The sequence below is a fragment of the Enterobacter sp. K16B genome, assembly GCF_020216105.1.
GTDB lineage: Bacteria > Pseudomonadota > Gammaproteobacteria > Enterobacterales > Enterobacteriaceae > Enterobacter > Enterobacter sichuanensis.
The window spans coordinates 24,126-40,831 of the sequence record NZ_JAIWJZ010000018.1 but is presented as its reverse complement, the minus strand read 5'-3'; the positions used below and the strand labels follow the sequence as shown (position 1 = coordinate 40,831).

The following is a 16,706-nucleotide window of genomic DNA, read 5'->3' as shown; positions in this document are numbered from 1 at the left end:
GTGGCGACTATTTCGCCGCGCTGCGTCATACAAAATGTGCATACTGCCTCTCACGGCTAACCCCTTGTCTATAATCCAGTTAACGGGGAATGCGCCCCCGGTCACACCTTGATGAAATTTCCTTAAGCCGCACGGTGCGGCGCATTTGCGCGGTCTACGTTTATTAAGGGAGATATTTTTACGGCACGGCTGCCGCTAAATTTCATTGCGACAGGAGTAACTCTTATGAGCAAAAAATTTGCCCGCAGCAGCCTGTGTGCGCTCGGCATGACGATCATGACCGCGCAAGCCGCAGAACCGCCAAAAGCCATTGGCGACGGGGAAGGCCGGCTGGATATTATTGCCTGGCCGGGATACATCGAACGGGGGCAGACGGATAAAAATTATGACTGGGTCACCCAGTTTGAAAAAGAGACCGGCTGTGCGGTAAACGTCAAAACCGCGGCAACCTCGGATGAAATGGTCAGCCTGATGGCGAAAGGGGGATACGATCTGGTCACCGCGTCGGGCGATGCATCGCTCCGCCTGATCATGGGCAAACGCGTTCAGCCGATTAACCCCGATCTTATTCCCAACTGGAAAACCCTCGACGCACGGATAGTAAAAGGGGAATGGTTTAACGTCGGCGGGAAAGTCTACGGCACGCCCTATCAGTGGGGGCCCAACCTGCTGATGTACAACACCAAAACCTTCCCGACGCCACCGGACAGCTGGAGCGTGGTCTTTACCAGACAGGATCTGCCAGACGGTAAAACCAATCAGGGACGCGTTCAGGCCTACGACGGTCCGATTTACATCGCCGATGCGGCGCTGTTTGTCAAAGCCACGCAGCCGCAGTTGGGCATCAAAGACCCGTACCAGCTCACGGAGGAACAATATGCCGCCGTGCTTAAGGTGCTTCGCGACCAGCATGCGCTGATCCACCGCTACTGGCACGACACCACCGTCCAGATGAGCGATTTTAAAAATGAAGGCGTCGTGGCCTCCAGCGCCTGGCCGTATCAGGCGAACGCCCTGAAGGCCGAGAACCAGCCCATCGCCACCGTCTTCCCGAAAGAGGGGGTGACCGGCTGGGCAGATACCACCATGCTGCACGCACAGGCAAAACACCCGATGTGCGCCTATAAATGGATGAACTGGTCGCTCACGCCGAAAGTGCAGGGCGATCTGGCCGCCTGGTTTGGCTCGCTTCCCGTCGTCCCGCAAGGGTGTAAGGCCAGCACGCTGCTGGGCGAAAAGGGCTGTGAAACAAACGGGTATAACGAGTTCGACAAAATCATGTTCTGGAAAACGCCGGTCGCAGAAGGCGGCAAATATGTGCCTTACAGCCGCTGGACGCAGGATTACATCGCCATCATGGGTGGCCGTTAATCGCCCGGGAGCAGAACATGACGTACGCGGTAGAGTTTAACGATGTTTCCCGCCTGTACGGCGACGTGCGGGCGGTGGATGGGGTGACCATTGCAATCCGTGACGGAGAGTTTTTCTCCATGCTGGGGCCTTCGGGCTCCGGCAAAACCACCTGCCTGCGGCTGATCGCCGGTTTTGAGCAGCTGTCAGGCGGCACGATTTCTATCTTTGGCAAAGAGGCGAGCGAGCTGCCGCCCTGGGAGCGGGACGTGAACACCGTGTTCCAGGACTATGCGCTGTTCCCGCATATGTCGATCCTCGATAATGTCGCCTACGGGTTGATGGTAAAAGGCGTCGATAAGAAAAAACGCCATGCGCAGGCTCGTGAAGCGCTGGAAAAAGTGGGGCTGAGCTTTGCCGTTGCCCGCAAACCTTCACAACTTTCCGGTGGCCAGCGTCAGCGTGTCGCCATCGCCCGGGCGCTGGTCAATGAACCGCGCGTGTTACTGCTGGACGAGCCGTTAGGTGCACTCGATCTCAAACTGCGTGAACAGATGCAGTTCGAGCTGAAGAAACTTCAGCAGGAACTCGGCATCACCTTTATTTTCGTCACCCACGATCAGGGCGAAGCGCTGTCCATGTCAGACCGGGTGGCGGTATTCAATAATGGACGCATTGAGCAGGTGGATACCCCACGCGATCTCTACATGCGTCCGCGTACGCCGTTTGTTGCCGGTTTTGTTGGCACGTCCAACGTCTTCGATACGGTCCTTGCGCAGAAGATATGCGGTATGGAAGGCGCTTATTCACTGCGTCCGGAACATATTCGCCTTAACCAGAGCGGTGACGTTCAGGTTCAGGGATGCGTGCAGGCCGTTCAGTACCAGGGGGCCGCCACGCGTCTGGAACTGAAACTGGATAATGGCGCAAAACTGCTGGTGAGCCAGGCCAACGTCAGTGACGTCTCGTCGCTGAACGGCGTTGCGCCGGGGCAGGTCGTGATGGCGTCGTGGTCACGCGAGGCGATGATCCGCCTTCACGAGGAGAGGTGAAATGGAGATGAGCGTTGCGCATCCTGGTCCCTCTCGTAGCCGCATGAGCCGCATAACCGCACTGTTCTGGCGTAAGCCGTCGCTTGGGCTGTTCCTGCTGCTGCTTGCGCCGCTGATGTGGTTTGGCATTGTCTATTTAGGGTCGTTGCTGACCCTGCTGTGGCAAGGGTTTTACACCTTTGATGACTTCACCATGGCCGTCACGCCGGATCTGACTCTGGCGAACATCCTGGCGCTCTTCAACCCGGCAAACTACGACATTATCCTGCGTACGTTAACCATGGCGGTTGCGGTGACCATTGCCAGCGCTATTCTGGCATTTCCGATGGCGTGGTATATGGCGCGATACACTCATGGCAAGTGGAAGGCGTTTTTCTACATTGCGGTGATGCTGCCGATGTGGGCAAGCTACATCGTCAAAGCCTATGCCTGGACGTTGCTGCTGGCGAAAGATGGTGTGGCGCAGTGGTTTCTCAGCCATCTGGGTCTGGAGCCGATCCTGACCTCACTCCTGACGCTTCCGGGCATTGGCGGCAACACGCTTTCCACCTCCGGGTTGGGACGGTTTCTGGTCTTCGTCTATATCTGGCTGCCATTTATGATCCTGCCGGTCCAGGCGGCGCTGGAACGCCTGCCTGCGTCTTTATTGCAGGCCTCGGCCGATCTCGGGGCGCGACCCCGCCAGACCTTTCGCTACGTCGTTCTGCCGCTGGCCATTCCGGGTATTGCGGCGGGTTCGATATTTACCTTTTCCCTGACGCTGGGGGATTTCATTGTTCCCCAACTGGTGGGGCCGCCGGGCTATTTCATCGGCAATATGGTCTATTCCCAGCAGGGCGCCATTGGCAATATGCCGATGGCCGCCGCGTTCACGCTGGTGCCCATCGTGCTGATTTCGCTTTATCTGGCGTTAGTGAAACGCCTGGGAGCATTCGATGCACTCTGAACGCGCACCACTGTTCCTGAAAGTGGCAGCCTGGGGAGGCGTTATCTTCCTGCACTTCCCACTGCTGATCATCGCCACCTACGCCTTTAACACCGAAGACGCCGCCTTCAGCTTTCCGCCGCAGGGGCTGACGCTGAAGTGGTTTAGCGTGGCAGCGGGGCGCGGAGACATTATTGAGTCCGTGACGTTGTCACTTCAGATTGCGGCGTTATCCACCGCGATTGCCCTTGTCCTTGGCACGCTTGCTGCAGCGGCCCTGTGGCGAAGTGCGTTTTTTGGCAAGAATGCGATCTCCCTGTTGCTGCTATTGCCGATTGCGTTACCGGGGATCATCACCGGACTGGCGCTGCTGACCGCGTTCAAAACCGTCAACCTTGAGCCGGGCTTTTTCACTATCGTGGTGGGACACGCCACCTTTTGCGTGGTGGTGGTGTTTAACAACGTGATTGCCCGGTTCCGACGCACCTCCTGGAGCCTGGTGGAAGCGTCGATGGATCTTGGGGCCGACGGCTGGCAAACCTTCCGCTATGTTGTGCTGCCCAATCTGGGTTCAGCGCTGCTGGCCGGGGGAATGCTGGCGTTTGCCCTGTCGTTTGACGAGATAATCGTCACAACCTTTACGGCGGGACACGAGCGCACGTTACCGCTGTGGTTGCTTAACCAGCTCGGGCGTCCCCGCGACGTACCGGTCACCAACGTGGTTGCACTGCTGGTGATGCTGGTTACAACCGTCCCCATTCTGGGAGCCTGGTGGCTAACCCGCGACGGCGAGAATATTGCCGGTAGCGGGAAATAACATTCATTTCAACAGGACAATGCTATGCAAACACATCTGCTGATTAAGGGTGAACTGGTTGCCGGAGAAGGAGAGGTGCAGCCGGTTTATAATCCGGCCACCGGAGAGGTACTGCTGGACATTGCTGAAGCGTCACCGGCGCAGGTCAATGCAGCGGTAGAGGCCGCGGATCGGGCGTTCATCGACTGGGGGCAGACCACGCCAAAAGCGCGTGCGGAGTGCCTGCTGAAACTGGCTGACGCCATCGAGGCGAATGGTGAAGAATTTGCCCGGCTCGAATCTCTCAACTGTGGCAAGCCGCTGCACTGCGTTCTGGGGGATGAGATCCCGGCGGTGGTCGATGTTTTCCGTTTCTTTGCCGGGGCGGCCCGCTGCCTGAATGGCCTCGCCGCCGGAGAGTATCTTGATGGCCACACGTCGATGATCCGCCGCGATCCGGTAGGCGTGGTGGCCTCTATCGCGCCGTGGAACTATCCGCTGATGATGGCGGCCTGGAAGCTCGCGCCCGCGCTCGCCGCCGGTAACTGCGTGGTGATCAAACCCTCTGAAATTACGCCGCTGACGGCACTGAAGCTGGCGGAGCTGGCAAAGGACATCTTCCCGGCGGGAGTCCTGAACGTGCTGTTTGGCCGCGGTAAGACGGTCGGCGATCCGCTGACCGGGCATGAAAAAGTCCGCATGGTCTCGCTGACCGGTTCGATTGCGACCGGGGAACATATCATCGGCCATACGGCTTCCTCCATTAAGCGCACCCACATGGAACTGGGCGGCAAAGCGCCGGTTATTGTGTTTGATGACGCCGACCTGGATGCGGTAGTCGAAGGGGTACGGACGTTTGGTTTCTACAATGCCGGGCAGGACTGTACGGCCGCCTGCCGTATTTATGCCCAGAAAGGGATTTATGCTGCGCTCGTGGAAAAACTGGGCGCCGCGGTAGCCAGCCTCAAAATGGGCGCCCCGGAAGATGGAGATACCGAACTGGGCCCCCTCAGTTCTGCCGCCCATCTTTCACGCGTCTGTCAGGCTGTCGATGAGGCGAAAGCGCTCGGTCATATCCGCGTGGTTACGGGCGGGAGCAAAAAAGAGGGGGCGGGCTACTACTTCCAGCCAACCCTGCTGGCGGGGGCAAAACAGGACGACGCCATCGTCCAGCGCGAGGTGTTTGGCCCGGTGGTGAGCGTCACCGAGTTTGATGACGAGGCGCAGGTGCTGGCCTGGGCGAACGATTCCCAGTACGGCCTGGCGTCATCGGTCTGGACCAAAGACGTGGGCCGCGCGCATCGCCTGAGCGCGCGCCTGCAGTATGGCTGCACCTGGGTGAATACGCATTTTATGCTGGTGAGCGAAATGCCGCATGGCGGCATGAAATTATCCGGCTACGGCAAGGATATGTCGGTCTACGGACTGGAGGATTATACGGTCGTCCGGCACGTCATGATTAAGCACTAAGTCTACGCGCCTGGCCGCTTGCGCGGTCGGGCGTTCACTTTGTCCGCGATGAGTGTTAAGCAAGATACTCAATTGTTATTAGCCGTAATTTTTAAGTGGTTATTCTGTAACGAAAAAACTTGATCTGTGTCAACATATGACGCATATTGCGTGCGGTTATTTTTTCGGCTCTGGTATACAGAATGACGTTGTATCAAAAGATGTTGGTTTTTTACGCAATCATGGCTTCCATCTGCGCATTAATCACCTGGTTCCTCTCTAAAGACCGCAAACGTATCCGACTGCTCAGTGCTTTTCTGGTGGGGTCAACCTGGCCAATGAGCTTTCCCGTTGCACTGCTGGTCTCGCTTTTCTGAAGCACGCTTCCATTTTTAATAGTTGAATATGGCATTCCAGATACGGTAACTGTATAAATACACAGTGCATCGTAAAAGGAGTGCTTATGAACAGTTTTTACTCGCAACAGGCCGGTTGCACCGTGCGCTGGCATGATTTGCCCGGCACTGGCGATCCCGTGGTGTTCATTCACGGGTTGGGCTGTGCCGCTTCCTATGAATATCCCCGTGTCGTGCATGACCTTCAGTTCGGGGCGCGCCGGGCCATTCTCGTCGATCTGCCGGGTAGCGGCTACAGCGATAAACCTGCGCACTACCGCTACCGAACCACCGATCAGGCTCGTGTCGTCGTGGAGCTGATTAACCATCTCAAACTGGACACCTTCTGGCTGTACGGTCACAGCATGGGCGGCAGTATTGCTATCGAAACGGCGGGGATGCTGCCCGCGCGCGTAAAAGGGCTGATGGTGTCGGAACCCAATTTTCATGCGGGTGGGGGCATGTTCAGCCGGTCTATCGCAGCACAAACCGAGCAACAGTTTCTGGAACAGGGCTATGACGCCATGCTGCGCGCCGAAACCACGGCGTGGGCAGGGTGCCTGCAGAGCAATGCCCCTTACGCCGTCTGGCGCGGTGCCGCGAGTCTGGTGGCGGGCGTTGAGCCAGAATGGGAGGTGCAGTTCCTGTCACTCCCGTGCCCGGTAACGCTGATTTTCGGCGAGCGGTCGCTGCCTGATGACGATGTGGATAATCTGAAGCAGAAGGGCGTTGCGGTAAAAATCATCCCTGCGGCGGGCCACTCAATGTCCTGGGAAAACCCCTCCGCGCTGGCGCAGACGCTAGCCGGGTGTATGACGGAGTGATCGACCGGCGGTGACGGATCTGCAGCGGTGAAGAATCCAGGCCGGGTAAGCGCAGCGCCACCCGGCAAGAAAGGCGGCTACAGTGTTAATCCGCCCTCAGCGTAATAACGCCTGCAGAGCCTTGCGCGCCCCCGGCTGAACATCATGCGGGTGCTGGTAATCAATGTTCTCTATTGCGCGGCTATAGAGCGCAACCAGCCAGTCGTAAACGTACGCAGTGGCCGCATGCACAGGCTGTTCCCCCAGGCGCGTCAGGCGGGGACCGGCGCTGCTGACGACCGGCGTGACGAAGATAGCCTGACCCTTGCGGATGCGGCTGGCCGGACGTGTCGCCACGGGCGTCTGGTCATAACCCAGCCAGCCAATGAAATTGCCCATCACGGCATGCAGTTGCGCCGCGCTACTCTTATCCGCTTCGACAATACGCTGTAGCTGCTGAGGCAGATCCAGCCGGTAGCTGGTGACCACCAGCACATCCGCGATTTGCTGCAACACGGCGGGGTCCAGCCCCAGACGGGCGGCGGTGGCTTCATTGCGGCTCCACTGACGCAGATGGTTTATCCAGACCCGGTGCGCAAGACGCGCTTTGTCTTTTGTCTGGTACTGCGCGGTATTCTCCTGGGCGCTGTCGGCAAACAGGTCAATGGTGTCCGTGAACAGCCCGTTAACCTGCTCCTCACGCGGTTGCTGAACGGCCAGCAGCGTTTCAAAGGCTTTGAGCGGCGGCAGCAGACCATCCAGCAGCTCACCGTGGCGGGCGGCGCTGCTTTGCAGCGTGCGTACCATGTTTTCCGCCTGAGCACGTCGGGTGCCCGGCTCTTCAACCAGCGGTACCAGATAACTTTGCATCAGCGATGAAAGCGCCTGGCGCAACCCATTTTTCAGGGTGCTGAGACGCTTGTGTCGCAGCGCAGGCAGCGTGGCCTGAGACAGCCACTCGATGACGCGCTGCATGCTGTGGCTGTCCAGCGCCTGCAGCGTACCCCAGCGCAAACCCGGCTTGCCGAGCAGGTGTTGAACGGCTTCATCAAGATTCTGCCGGGTAGTGAAGCGGGCGTCATGTGGCGTAATTGCCCAGACCAGGCCCGGCAGAGCAGAGTCTTCAGCGGGCTGCGTCTCCTTGACCCAGTTCATTAACACTTTTGCTTTTTTGGCTGTCTGCTCGTGCTGCGCCGTGGCGTTGCAAATGACCAGCACATCCGGCTCGAGCTGTTGACGGTAATGCTCCAGCAACCACTGGGATTTCGCCTGACGCAGCGGGTCAGCACCGGTATCTTCAACAAGCGGGATATCAATGATATCGACGTTATCCAGGGCCGCGTTCTCAACCGGCAACACCAGCTCGCGGGTCAGGAAGGCAAGTACGTCGACGGGGATGCTGATCGCGTTAAGCATTTCACCGTCATTCAGCGGATGAAGCAGGGTCTCCTGGGCGTCCTGCAGGGCTGGCGTACCGTCGTGCGTCAGGAACCCTTCACCCGGCAGCCCAAAGCTATCCACCAGCAGGCTCAGCGGGGCGGCGAGGGCGCTGGCATGGCTGGTCTGATGCAGCACATGGGCCAGGTTTAACCACTGCTGGGTCAGCTCCTGCTGCTCGCCCCACAGCAACGACCAGACGCTGGCGCGCGTGCTGAGATCCAGCGACGGTACCAGTTGGGCAAACTCATGCCACAGGGCGTCATCAATTTGCTGTTTAGCGGCGGGCACCGTGCTCTGCCAGAAGCGGGCAATCGCCCCCACTTCCTGCGCCGTGATGCCGGGCACGCCCTGCGGCTGGCGCAGGCCGCGCCATTTCTTCAGGCGTGTCTCAATAACCGCCTTATCCACCGCGCGTATCTGCGGATGCAGCGTCGTGCGGGTAATGAAAAGCTGTACCAGCTCGGCCTCGGTCACCAGACTCAGACGCAGCGGGAATGCCTCATCCACCACGTCAGGTGTTTCGCGGGTGAAGCGAACGGCCATGTTGGTCAGGGCATGTCCCGGGTTGATATGCGAAAAATAGTCAAAGCTGCGCTGGCCCGGCGTCACGTTCAGGCGGCCATTCCCGCTGCCGCACAGGGACAACAGCAGGTGTGCTTTCGCGCTCTGGGAATGACCGTAAAGCCCGATGCTGCTCTGGCGGGTCATGGCGCGTTCAATGGCCTGCTCACGCGCCTGCACCGCGTTGATGCGGGCAAGCAGGGCGTCGGCATCGTTATCCAGTACAGGGGCGTTCAGGCGCGTCTCATTAATCCACCCGATTAAGGCCTGAGTGGTGGTGGTCGTCGCTGTCATTTCAGGTATACGCTCCCGCTGTCGATCCAGTAATGGCTGCCGCTGTGTCGGCGATCGGCCAGAGTATTCAGTTTGAAGGTTAATGCGTCAGGTGCCACCGGCGTGCCGTCCTGCAGCCAGGCATCGCTTAGCTCAAAGGCCTCCGGGCCCTCCTGCTTGCTGCCGCCGCAGAGTTTGAGCCGCACGTTCAGCACGCCGTCGCCGGCAATCGCTTTTGCCAGTTCAGGTGAGTTAATGCTGAGCGTGTAGAGCGGCGTGGCGGGCCAGCGCGCGTTCGCCAGCTGACGGAAGCCGAGGGTGACGTTACCGCGCAGCGGGAAGTGCAGGCGCGCGTCGAGCTTCGCACCGGGTTTATCGAGGTCGATGTCCTGGTACCAGACGTTTTCCTCGCGCAGGGTATTCACGGTGTTATCCAGCACGCCGAGATAACGCACGGTGGAATACGCCCCAATGTCCGCAGCTTTAAAGTTGAAGCGCGGCAGGCGCAGATCAAGGGCCAGGCTGCAGAGCATGGCCCCCACGGCAGCCGTCGATTTCGGGTTGCCAATCCGCCCCTGCTGGCTGAACGGATACCATTCGTGCACCTGGTATTTATCCAGCCAGACGATGCGGTTAACCGGCACCGGCTGCAGATGGCGAATCAGCGCCTGAACGCCGGGCAGGCAGCCTGGACGCCCGGTGATGAGCAGAATATCGCAGCTGTAATGTGAAATCGCCTCACACACCGCGTGCAGCGGTGAGGCCAGCGTAAACTGTCCGCCCAGCATCGCGTCCTGCATTTCGCGGAAATTGACGTGCAGCGGCACGGCGAACAGATCAAAAGCGTCGGAACCGGCCGGCAGGGCATGATCGATGGCCTGCTGCAGATAATTCATCACGTTGCGGGTCGGTTTCTGCGGCAGAAGATCGCCAAAGGTGGCATGCAGTCCGGCCAGCGGATCGTCAACGTCGCTGGATTCCCACGCGGCAAGAATGGCATGGCCAATCGGCATAAAGAGCTGAAGGGCCGTTTGCTGGCGAAGTACGGCCTGGGTATCAATGCGCCCGGAGTCGCCGAACAGTGACGCCATCAACAAAGAAGCATCCGCAATGCCCGATTTCTGCAGCTGCGTTTGCAGGGCGGGCAGTACGTAGCGCTGAATCACGTCCAGTAACGTATCGTCGCCCGCCACCTTAAACCCTTCGCGGAACAGGAGCTGCGGAGTGATTTTGACGTTATTGCCGGAGCCGTCATCCAGCTGGTAATGGGTGATTGCCATATCCGTGGTGCCCCCGCCAATGTCGATGGAGGCGACACGCAACGCCCGGCCCGGCTGCGAACCGGGCTCAGGCTCACGGTCCGGACGAGCAAGGGAGGCGAAGAAGGCTTCCGTCTGACCGCCAAAGCGCGAGATCGCTTCGTTATACAGCCAGACCAGTTGACCGCAGCTGGCTTCGTCCCACTCCATCTGGATTTCCGGGACCGGCACCACGCTTTTTTCCTGCTGTTTGCGGGTGACAAAATCCTCATCCTGCGGGTGCCATCCCATCGCTTTCCAGACAATGGCGATGGCTTCGAACATGCGGCGACGGAAAATTTCGCGCTCCTGCTTTGGCATGGCCGAGGGCAGCGTCAGGATCAGGGTACGCAGCTGGCGCGGCGACGCCGGGAAGCCCAGACGCAGGCGCGTGGCGACGCTGTTGATCTGCCCCAGCGCCTGCGCCAGCAGTTCGCACAGCATGTGCGTCATCAGCGTGCTGCGGCTGTACTGCGGCGAGAAGACCGGCAGTCGCTCATCATGCGGCAGCGTGAAGAGCGGCTCGCCGTCATCGTTCATCAGGTTCATCAGCGGGAACGCGGTGGCAAGCGGTTCACGCTGGGTTTTGCTGTTCATCTGACTAAAGCGCCAGTCCTGTACTACCGGTGTTTCATCCCACAGGTAGCGACGCGGGCTGGAGATGCCGCTGTTACCTTCGGTTCCGAGACGCTGCATCGCCAGCTTGCGGGCCTCATCACCGACGCGGACAATCGACGGCCAGACAAAGGCATCTTCGCGACCGCTTTCAACCGAGAAGTGCTGCTTGCCAAAACGTGCCTCCGAAAACTCAAGACGGCTGGTAAACAGCGGCTCATTGAGGAACTGCGGCTCGCTTAATGAGCGCACCTGCAGTTCGGCGGTCTGGCGTAGACCATCGTTCGCATCGCCGTGGTCTTCAATAATCACGCCGCAGGTGTGGGTATTCCCCACGTCGAGGATCAGGTCGACCGGAATGGCCGGGGTGCTGAGCGTATGGGTAACAAATTTGACTTCCGGCACGGTGAGCTGTTCACCGAGCATGGTCAACAGGTTAAGCCAGTGCGCCTGATATTCAAAACTGCGCATCGCCTGCTGCAGGTCGCGCTCGGAACGGTTTTCTACGCCATCGGCATACTGGGTAAACGCCTCGCGCAGCCAGCCGTCAATCCAGGTTTGATCGAGGAAATTTTCAACTTCTGCATCGCGCCATGCCAGGGCAAAGCGGGTCCCGTTCAGGATATCGTTCTCAACCGGGGAGAGGGCGGACGTGGCATGTCCGGCAATCTGGCTGTCAAGCGCCAGGGTCACACGGTGGGTATTGCCTGCCGTGTCGGGGGTGACAAGCTTGCGCACCTGTACGCGGGCCCAGTTATCCGGCCCTTCCACAAAAGTCCGCGGCGGGTTGAAGCGCAGGAAAGGCACGGGGAGCCAGACGCCGTCGAGAACCGCCAGTGACTGATGCAGCGGGATGGTGGTTTCCGGTTTGACCACTTCAGGCTGCCCACCGTCAATGCCCGGCAGGGTATAGCGCCCGTTAACCATGTCGAAATCGAGTCGTAAAAGCGGGCCATTCGCGGTTTTACGTACGAAGCGCCCGTGACTGGCGGTGTCCTGCGGCGTCAGGCCGAAATCCAGGAACTGCACGCCGCTGTTAGCAATAAGCGTGACGCTTTGTTTATAGTCGCAAAGATTTACCAGCATAGGATCAGGCACCTGCTTTCTTGAACGTCAGTGGAACGATGGTGTTTGCATCATAACGCGCGCGACATTCTGCGATATCGCTGGTGCCTGCTTTACAGGCAACTTCCGGCATCGGGTAGCGGGAACCGTCGGTGCAGCGGGCAGTACCGCGACTCTTGATCATCAGTTCGCCATTGCTGTGCAGCCCGGAGAAGACTTCCGCGCGGCAGACAATATTGTCGCCATGAACAATACGGGCAAAACCTTTATTGTTCTGGATTTGATAGCGCATTGACGGCGGCTTGCCGGTCACCGGATCTTTTACGTCGAGGATGGCGCGCCAGGTGCCGTTCAGGAAACGCGTGGATCCCGCTTTTACCTGATTCGCTTCCATTACCATGGCATCTTTCGGGATGGCGGCAATCACCACCGGAGCGGGCTGTGGCGCAGGCTCTTTCTCTTTGCTGGCCACCACCTCTGCCTGATGCAGCGGTAACGTCATCGCCAGCGGCTCAACCGCTTTAATCGGCTTTGGCGCAATCTCCACGGGCTGAGGGGCGGGGGCCGGTGCGGGCTCGGCGGAAGGCGCCTGTTTTGGCCACAGCAGCGGCGCGGCGATGGCGGCAACGATCACGGCAGCAACCGGCAGCGTCCACAGCGGGATACGACGCTTTTTCGCGACAACCGCCGGGGCCGGTTCCTCTACGGGTTGCGCAACAACCGGGGCTGGCTCAGGTTCGTACAGCTCTTCCGGCGTAATGCGCACCACTGTAGAAGGGGCGATCAGCGGCTCGTCAGCGTGCTCGAAGGTCACCACCGGTTCGGGTTCCGGTTCGGGCTCAGGATCGTCAATCACAATGGGGTCAGGCTCAGGGATCAGGGATTCACGCAGGCAGTCGAGGACATCATCGCGCGCATTTTCGTTGAGGTTTACAAATCCCCAGAAGCTGATCACCGGCTTTCCGTCCACCAGGAAAAGGAAATTTTCACCCGGGAACTGAAACGCCTTTGACAGCAGAGAGCCAAAAAGCTGTTGCGCAGTTTTGGGCGACTGGAGGCATTTCTTGCTTAACGACTCGACGCTGGCGAGCGTGTTTTCCAGATAGCGCAGGGCGCGATAACGGTCATCTTCACCCGCCGCTTTCCAGCTGGTTACGCTCCCGTCAACAGGAGAATACCAGTCCACGCGGTCACCGCTGTCGTTGACCTGAGGAATAGCCAGACAGTCGACGATAGCCTGCTGTTTGCGCAACCGGAGCGCTTCCCGGATTTGTAACGCTGATTCGAAAACGGCTTGTCCGCCGCCGCCAACGGCCTGAAAATCATCCAGATTACCGCTGCGTAAAAGAGTTTTTGCCACGATTTGATCCCATATACTTCTTCACACCGTTACTTTAACGAAACGAGGAAGCAAACAAACGGAGGAAGAGACGCTAAAAGCGCCGATTTCTTGCGGCATAGAAAGTGACGGTTGTGCTTGACGAATAATGGCACTTAAGACAAATCGCTTTTTCTGACGCTGGCTGCAAAACCAGCGAAAAACGTAACTTTAGAATAACCTGATAGTGTTTCGTTATTTGCCAGGTCATAACGGCTGTGCTGTTATTACTGTTCTATATAATAAAATTGTCAGGGTTATAACCATGTCTACAGGGAAAACACTGCTCGCCCTTGCGCTGAGCGCACTTTTACCAGCCGGTGCCGCATGGGCGGCAAACAACGACACCCTTATTTACTGTTCTGAAGCGTCCCCCGAGTCCTTCAACCCGCAAATTGCCAGCTCTGGACCGTCTTTTGTGGCCAGCTCTCAGGTGCTCTATAACCGCCTGATCAATTTCGACCCGGTGAAAAATACCCCGGTGCCGTCGCTTGCCGAGTCCTGGACGATTTCACCTGATGGCAAGACCTATACCTTTACCCTGCGCAAAGGGGTGAAGTTCAACAGCAATAAATACTTCAAACCGACGCGTGACTTTAACGCCGATGACGTTATTTTCTCGGTCATGCGTCAGAAAGACCCTAAACACCCGTACCACAATGTGTCGCAGGGCAATTACGAATACTTTAACGATGTGGGTCTCGATAAACTGATCCAGGACGTGAAAAAGGTCGATGATTACCACGTTCAGTTCACCCTCAGTGAACCTAACGCCGCATTCCTGGCCGACTGGGGGATGGATTTCGCCTCCATTCTCTCCGCTGAATACGCCGACGCGATGCTGAAAAAAGGCACCCCGGAGAACGTGGACACCTGGCCGATTGGTACCGGGCCTTACGTTCTCCAGCAGTACAAAGTGGATTCGCTGATCCGCTACGTCGCAAACCCGAACTACTGGGAAGGCGAAGTGCCGACGAAGCATCTCATCTTCTCCATTACGCCAAACGTGGAAACCCGTCTGGCGAAGCTGCAGACCAACGAGTGCCAGATCATTCCTGCGCCGTCCCCGGTGCAGTTTGATGTTATCAAGAACAACAAAGACCTGACGCTGCACGCGGTCGATGCGCTGAACGTCGGCTATCTGGCGTTTAACACCGAGAAAAAACCGTTTGATAACGTGCTGGTGCGTCAGGCGTTGAACTACGCGACTGACAAGAAGGCCATCGTTAATGCGGTCTTTATGGGGTCGGGCGCGGTGGCAAAATCGCCGATCCCGCCAAACATGCTGGGCTTTAACAAAGAGTTGAAGGACTACAGCTACGATCCTGAAAAAGCGAAAGCGCTGCTGAAGCAGGCCGGGCTGGAGAAGGGCGCGGAGGTCACGCTGTGGTCAATGCCGGTTCAGCGTCCGTATAACCCTAACTCCCGTCGTATCGCGGAGATGATCCAGAGCGACTGGGCAAAAGTCGGCGTGAAGGCCAAAATTGTCTCTTACGAATGGGGCGAATACCTCTCCGGCATGCGTAAAGGCGAACATGACTCTGCGCTGTTTGGCTGGATGTCCGATAACGGCGATCCGGACAACTTTGCCGATGTGCTGCTGGGCTGCAACAGCATTAAAACCGGCTCAAACGCCGCGCGCTGGTGTGACAAGGGGTATGATGCCCTGGTACAAAAAGCGAAGCTGACCAGCAACCCGGCGGAGCGTGCGAAACTCTACGGCCAGGCGCAGGAAATCTTCTACCAGCAGGCGCCGTGGATCGCGCTGGCGAACGGCAAAACGTTCTATGCGACCCGGAGCAACGTAACCGGGTACAGCGTGAGCCTGATGGGCAGCGATTTCTCAAAAGCGAAGCTGAATTAAGTATGTCATCGCCGGGTGGCGGCTACGCCTTACCCGGCCTACATTTGGCACCCGTAGGCCCGGTAAGCGTAGCGCCACCGGGCACATAACAAGGAGTGACAATGTCACATTTAAACGACGTGATCGCCCGTGTCGATGGCGCGATTAACGAAGGCGTCATCACCCATATGAATGAACTGCTGATTGAACTGAGCGATGACGCTGAGCTGAGCCGTGAAGACCGCTACACCCAGCAACAACGCCTGCGTACCGCCATTTCGCACCACGGCAAGGAGCACAGAGAAGAGATGGAGGCGCGCCACGAACAGCTGACCAAAGGTGGCACGATCCTCTAGCGATTAAAACTGACGTCGCGCCACCAGCCAGGCGCCGACGACCAGCATCACCGCGCCGCACACCGGGCCGATCAGGGCGCGTAGCGGAATGCCATTGCTTCTCAGCACGTCCATTACCAGCCCGCCGATAAGCTGGCTTGCCACCAGCACGGCAATCGTCGTCGCCGCGCCAACATTCTGATACCCACTGATGCTGGCAAACACAAAAAAGGAGCCCAGCAGCCCGGGAATGAGCGTCCACCAGCGTACCGTTGCGGCCAGCTCGCTAAATCCGGCGACGCCCTGTTTCAGCAGCAGAATGCTGACAAACAGCACAATGCCGACCAGGGAATTCAGCAACATCGCGATAAGTATGGTGGAGGAGGACTGGGTGATACGCACCATCAGGGTGTTTTGCACCACCAGGCCTATTCCCGCCGCCACCAGAAATGCCAGCGTTAGCGACTGATTCATGGGATAGCGTCCGGATCGCTGCGTTCATCCAGCTGCAGCTGCATAAAGGTTAAGTCCAGCCAGCGGCCAAACTTGGTCCCCACCTGTGGCATTTGCCCCGTCGTGACAAAACCGAGCGTTTCATGAAGATGGATCGAAGCCTGATTCTGCGCTTCAATCCCGGCAACCATCACGTGTTTACCGATGGCGCGGGCCTCGTCAATCAACGCTTTCATCAGCATGCGGCCAATGCCTTTGCCCTGATGATCCGGGTGGACGTAAACCGAGTGCTCAACCGTGTGACGAAAACCGTCAAAAGCGCGCCAGTCGCCAAAGGAGGCGTAACCGGTGATCGCGCCGTCTTCCTCACTGACCAGTACCGGGTAACCCGCGAGCGTGCGCGCCTCAAACCAGGCGATGCGGTTCTCGGTATCGACAGTTTTATCGTTCCAGATCGCGGCGGTGTGCAGCACCGCGTGGTTGTAGATCTCTCCTATCGCAGCGCAGTCTTCTTTGCAGGCATGACGAACGATCATGATTAAACCTCTGTGTTGTTCACTATAGTGTTACGTTATGGCTACGATATTACACAACTGTATCGCCCGATCGCTACGGCATAAGCCATATTTTTTTGTTATCAAAAGCCCATTGAAATGCCGTTCATACACTATAGTA

At 58.1% G+C, this 16,706-nt stretch carries 14 protein-coding genes; 9 read left to right on the top strand and 5 right to left on the bottom strand.

What is annotated here, in order from left to right:
- The first annotated feature begins 225 nt into the window (after window positions 1–225).
- The 7 genes from ydcS (at window position 226) to LDK53_RS04590 (ending at window position 6,791) form a co-directional block, all read left to right on the top strand.
- Window positions 226–1,371: a putative ABC transporter substrate-binding protein YdcS gene (gene ydcS / locus LDK53_RS04620; RefSeq protein WP_045285054.1), complete on the top strand. Its 1,146-nt coding sequence runs from the start codon at window positions 226–228 to the stop codon at window positions 1,369–1,371.
- Window positions 1,372–1,388: 17 nt separating this feature from the next.
- Entirely contained in the window at window positions 1,389–2,402 is a 1,014-nt protein-coding gene (locus LDK53_RS04615; protein WP_095440572.1) for an ABC transporter ATP-binding protein, read from the top strand.
- Window position 2,403: 1 nt separating this feature from the next.
- Window positions 2,404–3,348, top strand: a complete 945-nt coding sequence (locus LDK53_RS04610; protein WP_225284708.1) for an ABC transporter permease — start codon at window positions 2,404–2,406, stop codon at window positions 3,346–3,348.
- Window positions 3,338–4,144, top strand: coding sequence for an ABC transporter permease (locus tag LDK53_RS04605; protein WP_225284706.1), 807 nt, complete (start codon window positions 3,338–3,340; stop codon window positions 4,142–4,144). The genes LDK53_RS04610 and LDK53_RS04605 overlap by 11 nt, the downstream gene beginning before the upstream one ends.
- 24 nt (window positions 4,145–4,168) lie before the next feature.
- Window positions 4,169–5,593 carry an aminobutyraldehyde dehydrogenase gene (gene patD, locus LDK53_RS04600; protein WP_047958713.1) on the top strand — a complete coding sequence of 475 codons (1,425 nt, stop codon included), beginning with the start codon at window positions 4,169–4,171 and terminating at the stop codon, window positions 5,591–5,593.
- 182 nt (window positions 5,594–5,775) lie between these two features.
- Window positions 5,776–5,949, top strand: coding sequence for a GhoT/OrtT family toxin (locus LDK53_RS04595; protein ID WP_013096478.1), 174 nt, complete (start codon window positions 5,776–5,778; stop codon window positions 5,947–5,949).
- A gap of 86 nt (window positions 5,950–6,035) precedes the next feature.
- Window positions 6,036–6,791, top strand: coding sequence for an alpha/beta fold hydrolase (locus tag LDK53_RS04590; RefSeq protein WP_225284704.1), 756 nt, complete (start codon window positions 6,036–6,038; stop codon window positions 6,789–6,791).
- Between the two features lie 96 nt (window positions 6,792–6,887).
- On the opposite strand, the gene LDK53_RS04585 is transcribed toward LDK53_RS04590, so the two are convergent.
- Genes LDK53_RS04585 through LDK53_RS04575 form a run of 3 tightly spaced genes read right to left on the bottom strand, consistent with a single transcriptional unit; the run spans window position 6,888 to window position 13,382 of the window.
- On the bottom strand, window positions 6,888–9,065 hold the full coding sequence (locus LDK53_RS04585; RefSeq protein WP_225284702.1) for a virulence factor SrfC family protein: 2,178 nt from the start codon (window positions 9,063–9,065) through the stop codon (window positions 6,888–6,890).
- Window positions 9,062–12,043 (bottom strand): virulence factor SrfB, encoded by a 2,982-nt coding sequence (locus tag LDK53_RS04580; protein WP_225284701.1) that lies wholly within the window; start codon window positions 12,041–12,043, stop codon window positions 9,062–9,064. The genes LDK53_RS04585 and LDK53_RS04580 overlap by 4 nt, the downstream gene beginning before the upstream one ends.
- Window positions 12,044–12,047: 4 nt before the next feature.
- A complete protein-coding gene (locus LDK53_RS04575) occupies window positions 12,048–13,382 on the bottom strand; it encodes an SrfA family protein (RefSeq protein ID WP_225284698.1) in 1,335 nt (444 codons plus the stop codon).
- Window positions 13,383–13,665: 283 nt separating this feature from the next.
- Between LDK53_RS04575 and LDK53_RS04570 the strand changes: the two genes are divergently transcribed.
- Window positions 13,666–15,264, top strand: coding sequence for an ABC transporter substrate-binding protein (locus LDK53_RS04570; RefSeq protein ID WP_225284696.1), 1,599 nt, complete (start codon window positions 13,666–13,668; stop codon window positions 15,262–15,264).
- 101 nt (window positions 15,265–15,365) lie between these two features.
- Entirely contained in the window at window positions 15,366–15,599 is a 234-nt protein-coding gene (locus LDK53_RS04565; RefSeq protein ID WP_025759130.1) for a YdcY family protein, read from the top strand.
- Window positions 15,600–15,602: 3 nt separating this feature from the next.
- On the opposite strand, the gene LDK53_RS04560 is transcribed toward LDK53_RS04565, so the two are convergent.
- Window positions 15,603–16,052, bottom strand: a complete 450-nt coding sequence (locus LDK53_RS04560) for a DMT family transporter (protein WP_032656841.1) — start codon at window positions 16,050–16,052, stop codon at window positions 15,603–15,605.
- Window positions 16,049–16,567, bottom strand: coding sequence for a GNAT family N-acetyltransferase (locus tag LDK53_RS04555; protein ID WP_225284694.1), 519 nt, complete (start codon window positions 16,565–16,567; stop codon window positions 16,049–16,051). Before LDK53_RS04555 ends, LDK53_RS04560 begins: the two co-directional genes overlap by 4 nt.
- Between the last annotated feature and the right edge of the window lie 139 nt (window positions 16,568–16,706).

Excerpts from the sequence above, each read along its gene's own strand:
- LDK53_RS04580 (WP_225284701.1), bottom strand. The coding sequence starts at position 12,043 with ATGCTGGTAAATCTTTGCGACTATAAACAAAGCGTCACGCTTATTGCT.
- LDK53_RS04595 (WP_013096478.1), top strand. The coding sequence starts at position 5,776 with ATGACGTTGTATCAAAAGATGTTGGTTTTTTACGCAATCATGGCTTCC.
- patD (WP_047958713.1), top strand. The coding sequence starts at position 4,169 with ATGCAAACACATCTGCTGATTAAGGGTGAACTGGTTGCCGGAGAAGGA.
- LDK53_RS04610 (WP_225284708.1), top strand. The coding sequence starts at position 2,404 with ATGGAGATGAGCGTTGCGCATCCTGGTCCCTCTCGTAGCCGCATGAGC.
- LDK53_RS04565 (WP_025759130.1), top strand. The coding sequence starts at position 15,366 with ATGTCACATTTAAACGACGTGATCGCCCGTGTCGATGGCGCGATTAAC.
- LDK53_RS04555 (WP_225284694.1), bottom strand. The coding sequence starts at position 16,567 with ATGATCGTTCGTCATGCCTGCAAAGAAGACTGCGCTGCGATAGGAGAG.
- ydcS (WP_045285054.1), top strand. The coding sequence starts at position 226 with ATGAGCAAAAAATTTGCCCGCAGCAGCCTGTGTGCGCTCGGCATGACG.
- LDK53_RS04605 (WP_225284706.1), top strand. The coding sequence starts at position 3,338 with ATGCACTCTGAACGCGCACCACTGTTCCTGAAAGTGGCAGCCTGGGGA.
- LDK53_RS04570 (WP_225284696.1), top strand. The coding sequence starts at position 13,666 with ATGTCTACAGGGAAAACACTGCTCGCCCTTGCGCTGAGCGCACTTTTA.
- LDK53_RS04590 (WP_225284704.1), top strand. The coding sequence starts at position 6,036 with ATGAACAGTTTTTACTCGCAACAGGCCGGTTGCACCGTGCGCTGGCAT.
- LDK53_RS04615 (WP_095440572.1), top strand. The coding sequence starts at position 1,389 with ATGACGTACGCGGTAGAGTTTAACGATGTTTCCCGCCTGTACGGCGAC.
- LDK53_RS04560 (WP_032656841.1), bottom strand. The coding sequence starts at position 16,052 with ATGAATCAGTCGCTAACGCTGGCATTTCTGGTGGCGGCGGGAATAGGC.
- LDK53_RS04585 (WP_225284702.1), bottom strand. The coding sequence starts at position 9,065 with ATGACAGCGACGACCACCACCACTCAGGCCTTAATCGGGTGGATTAAT.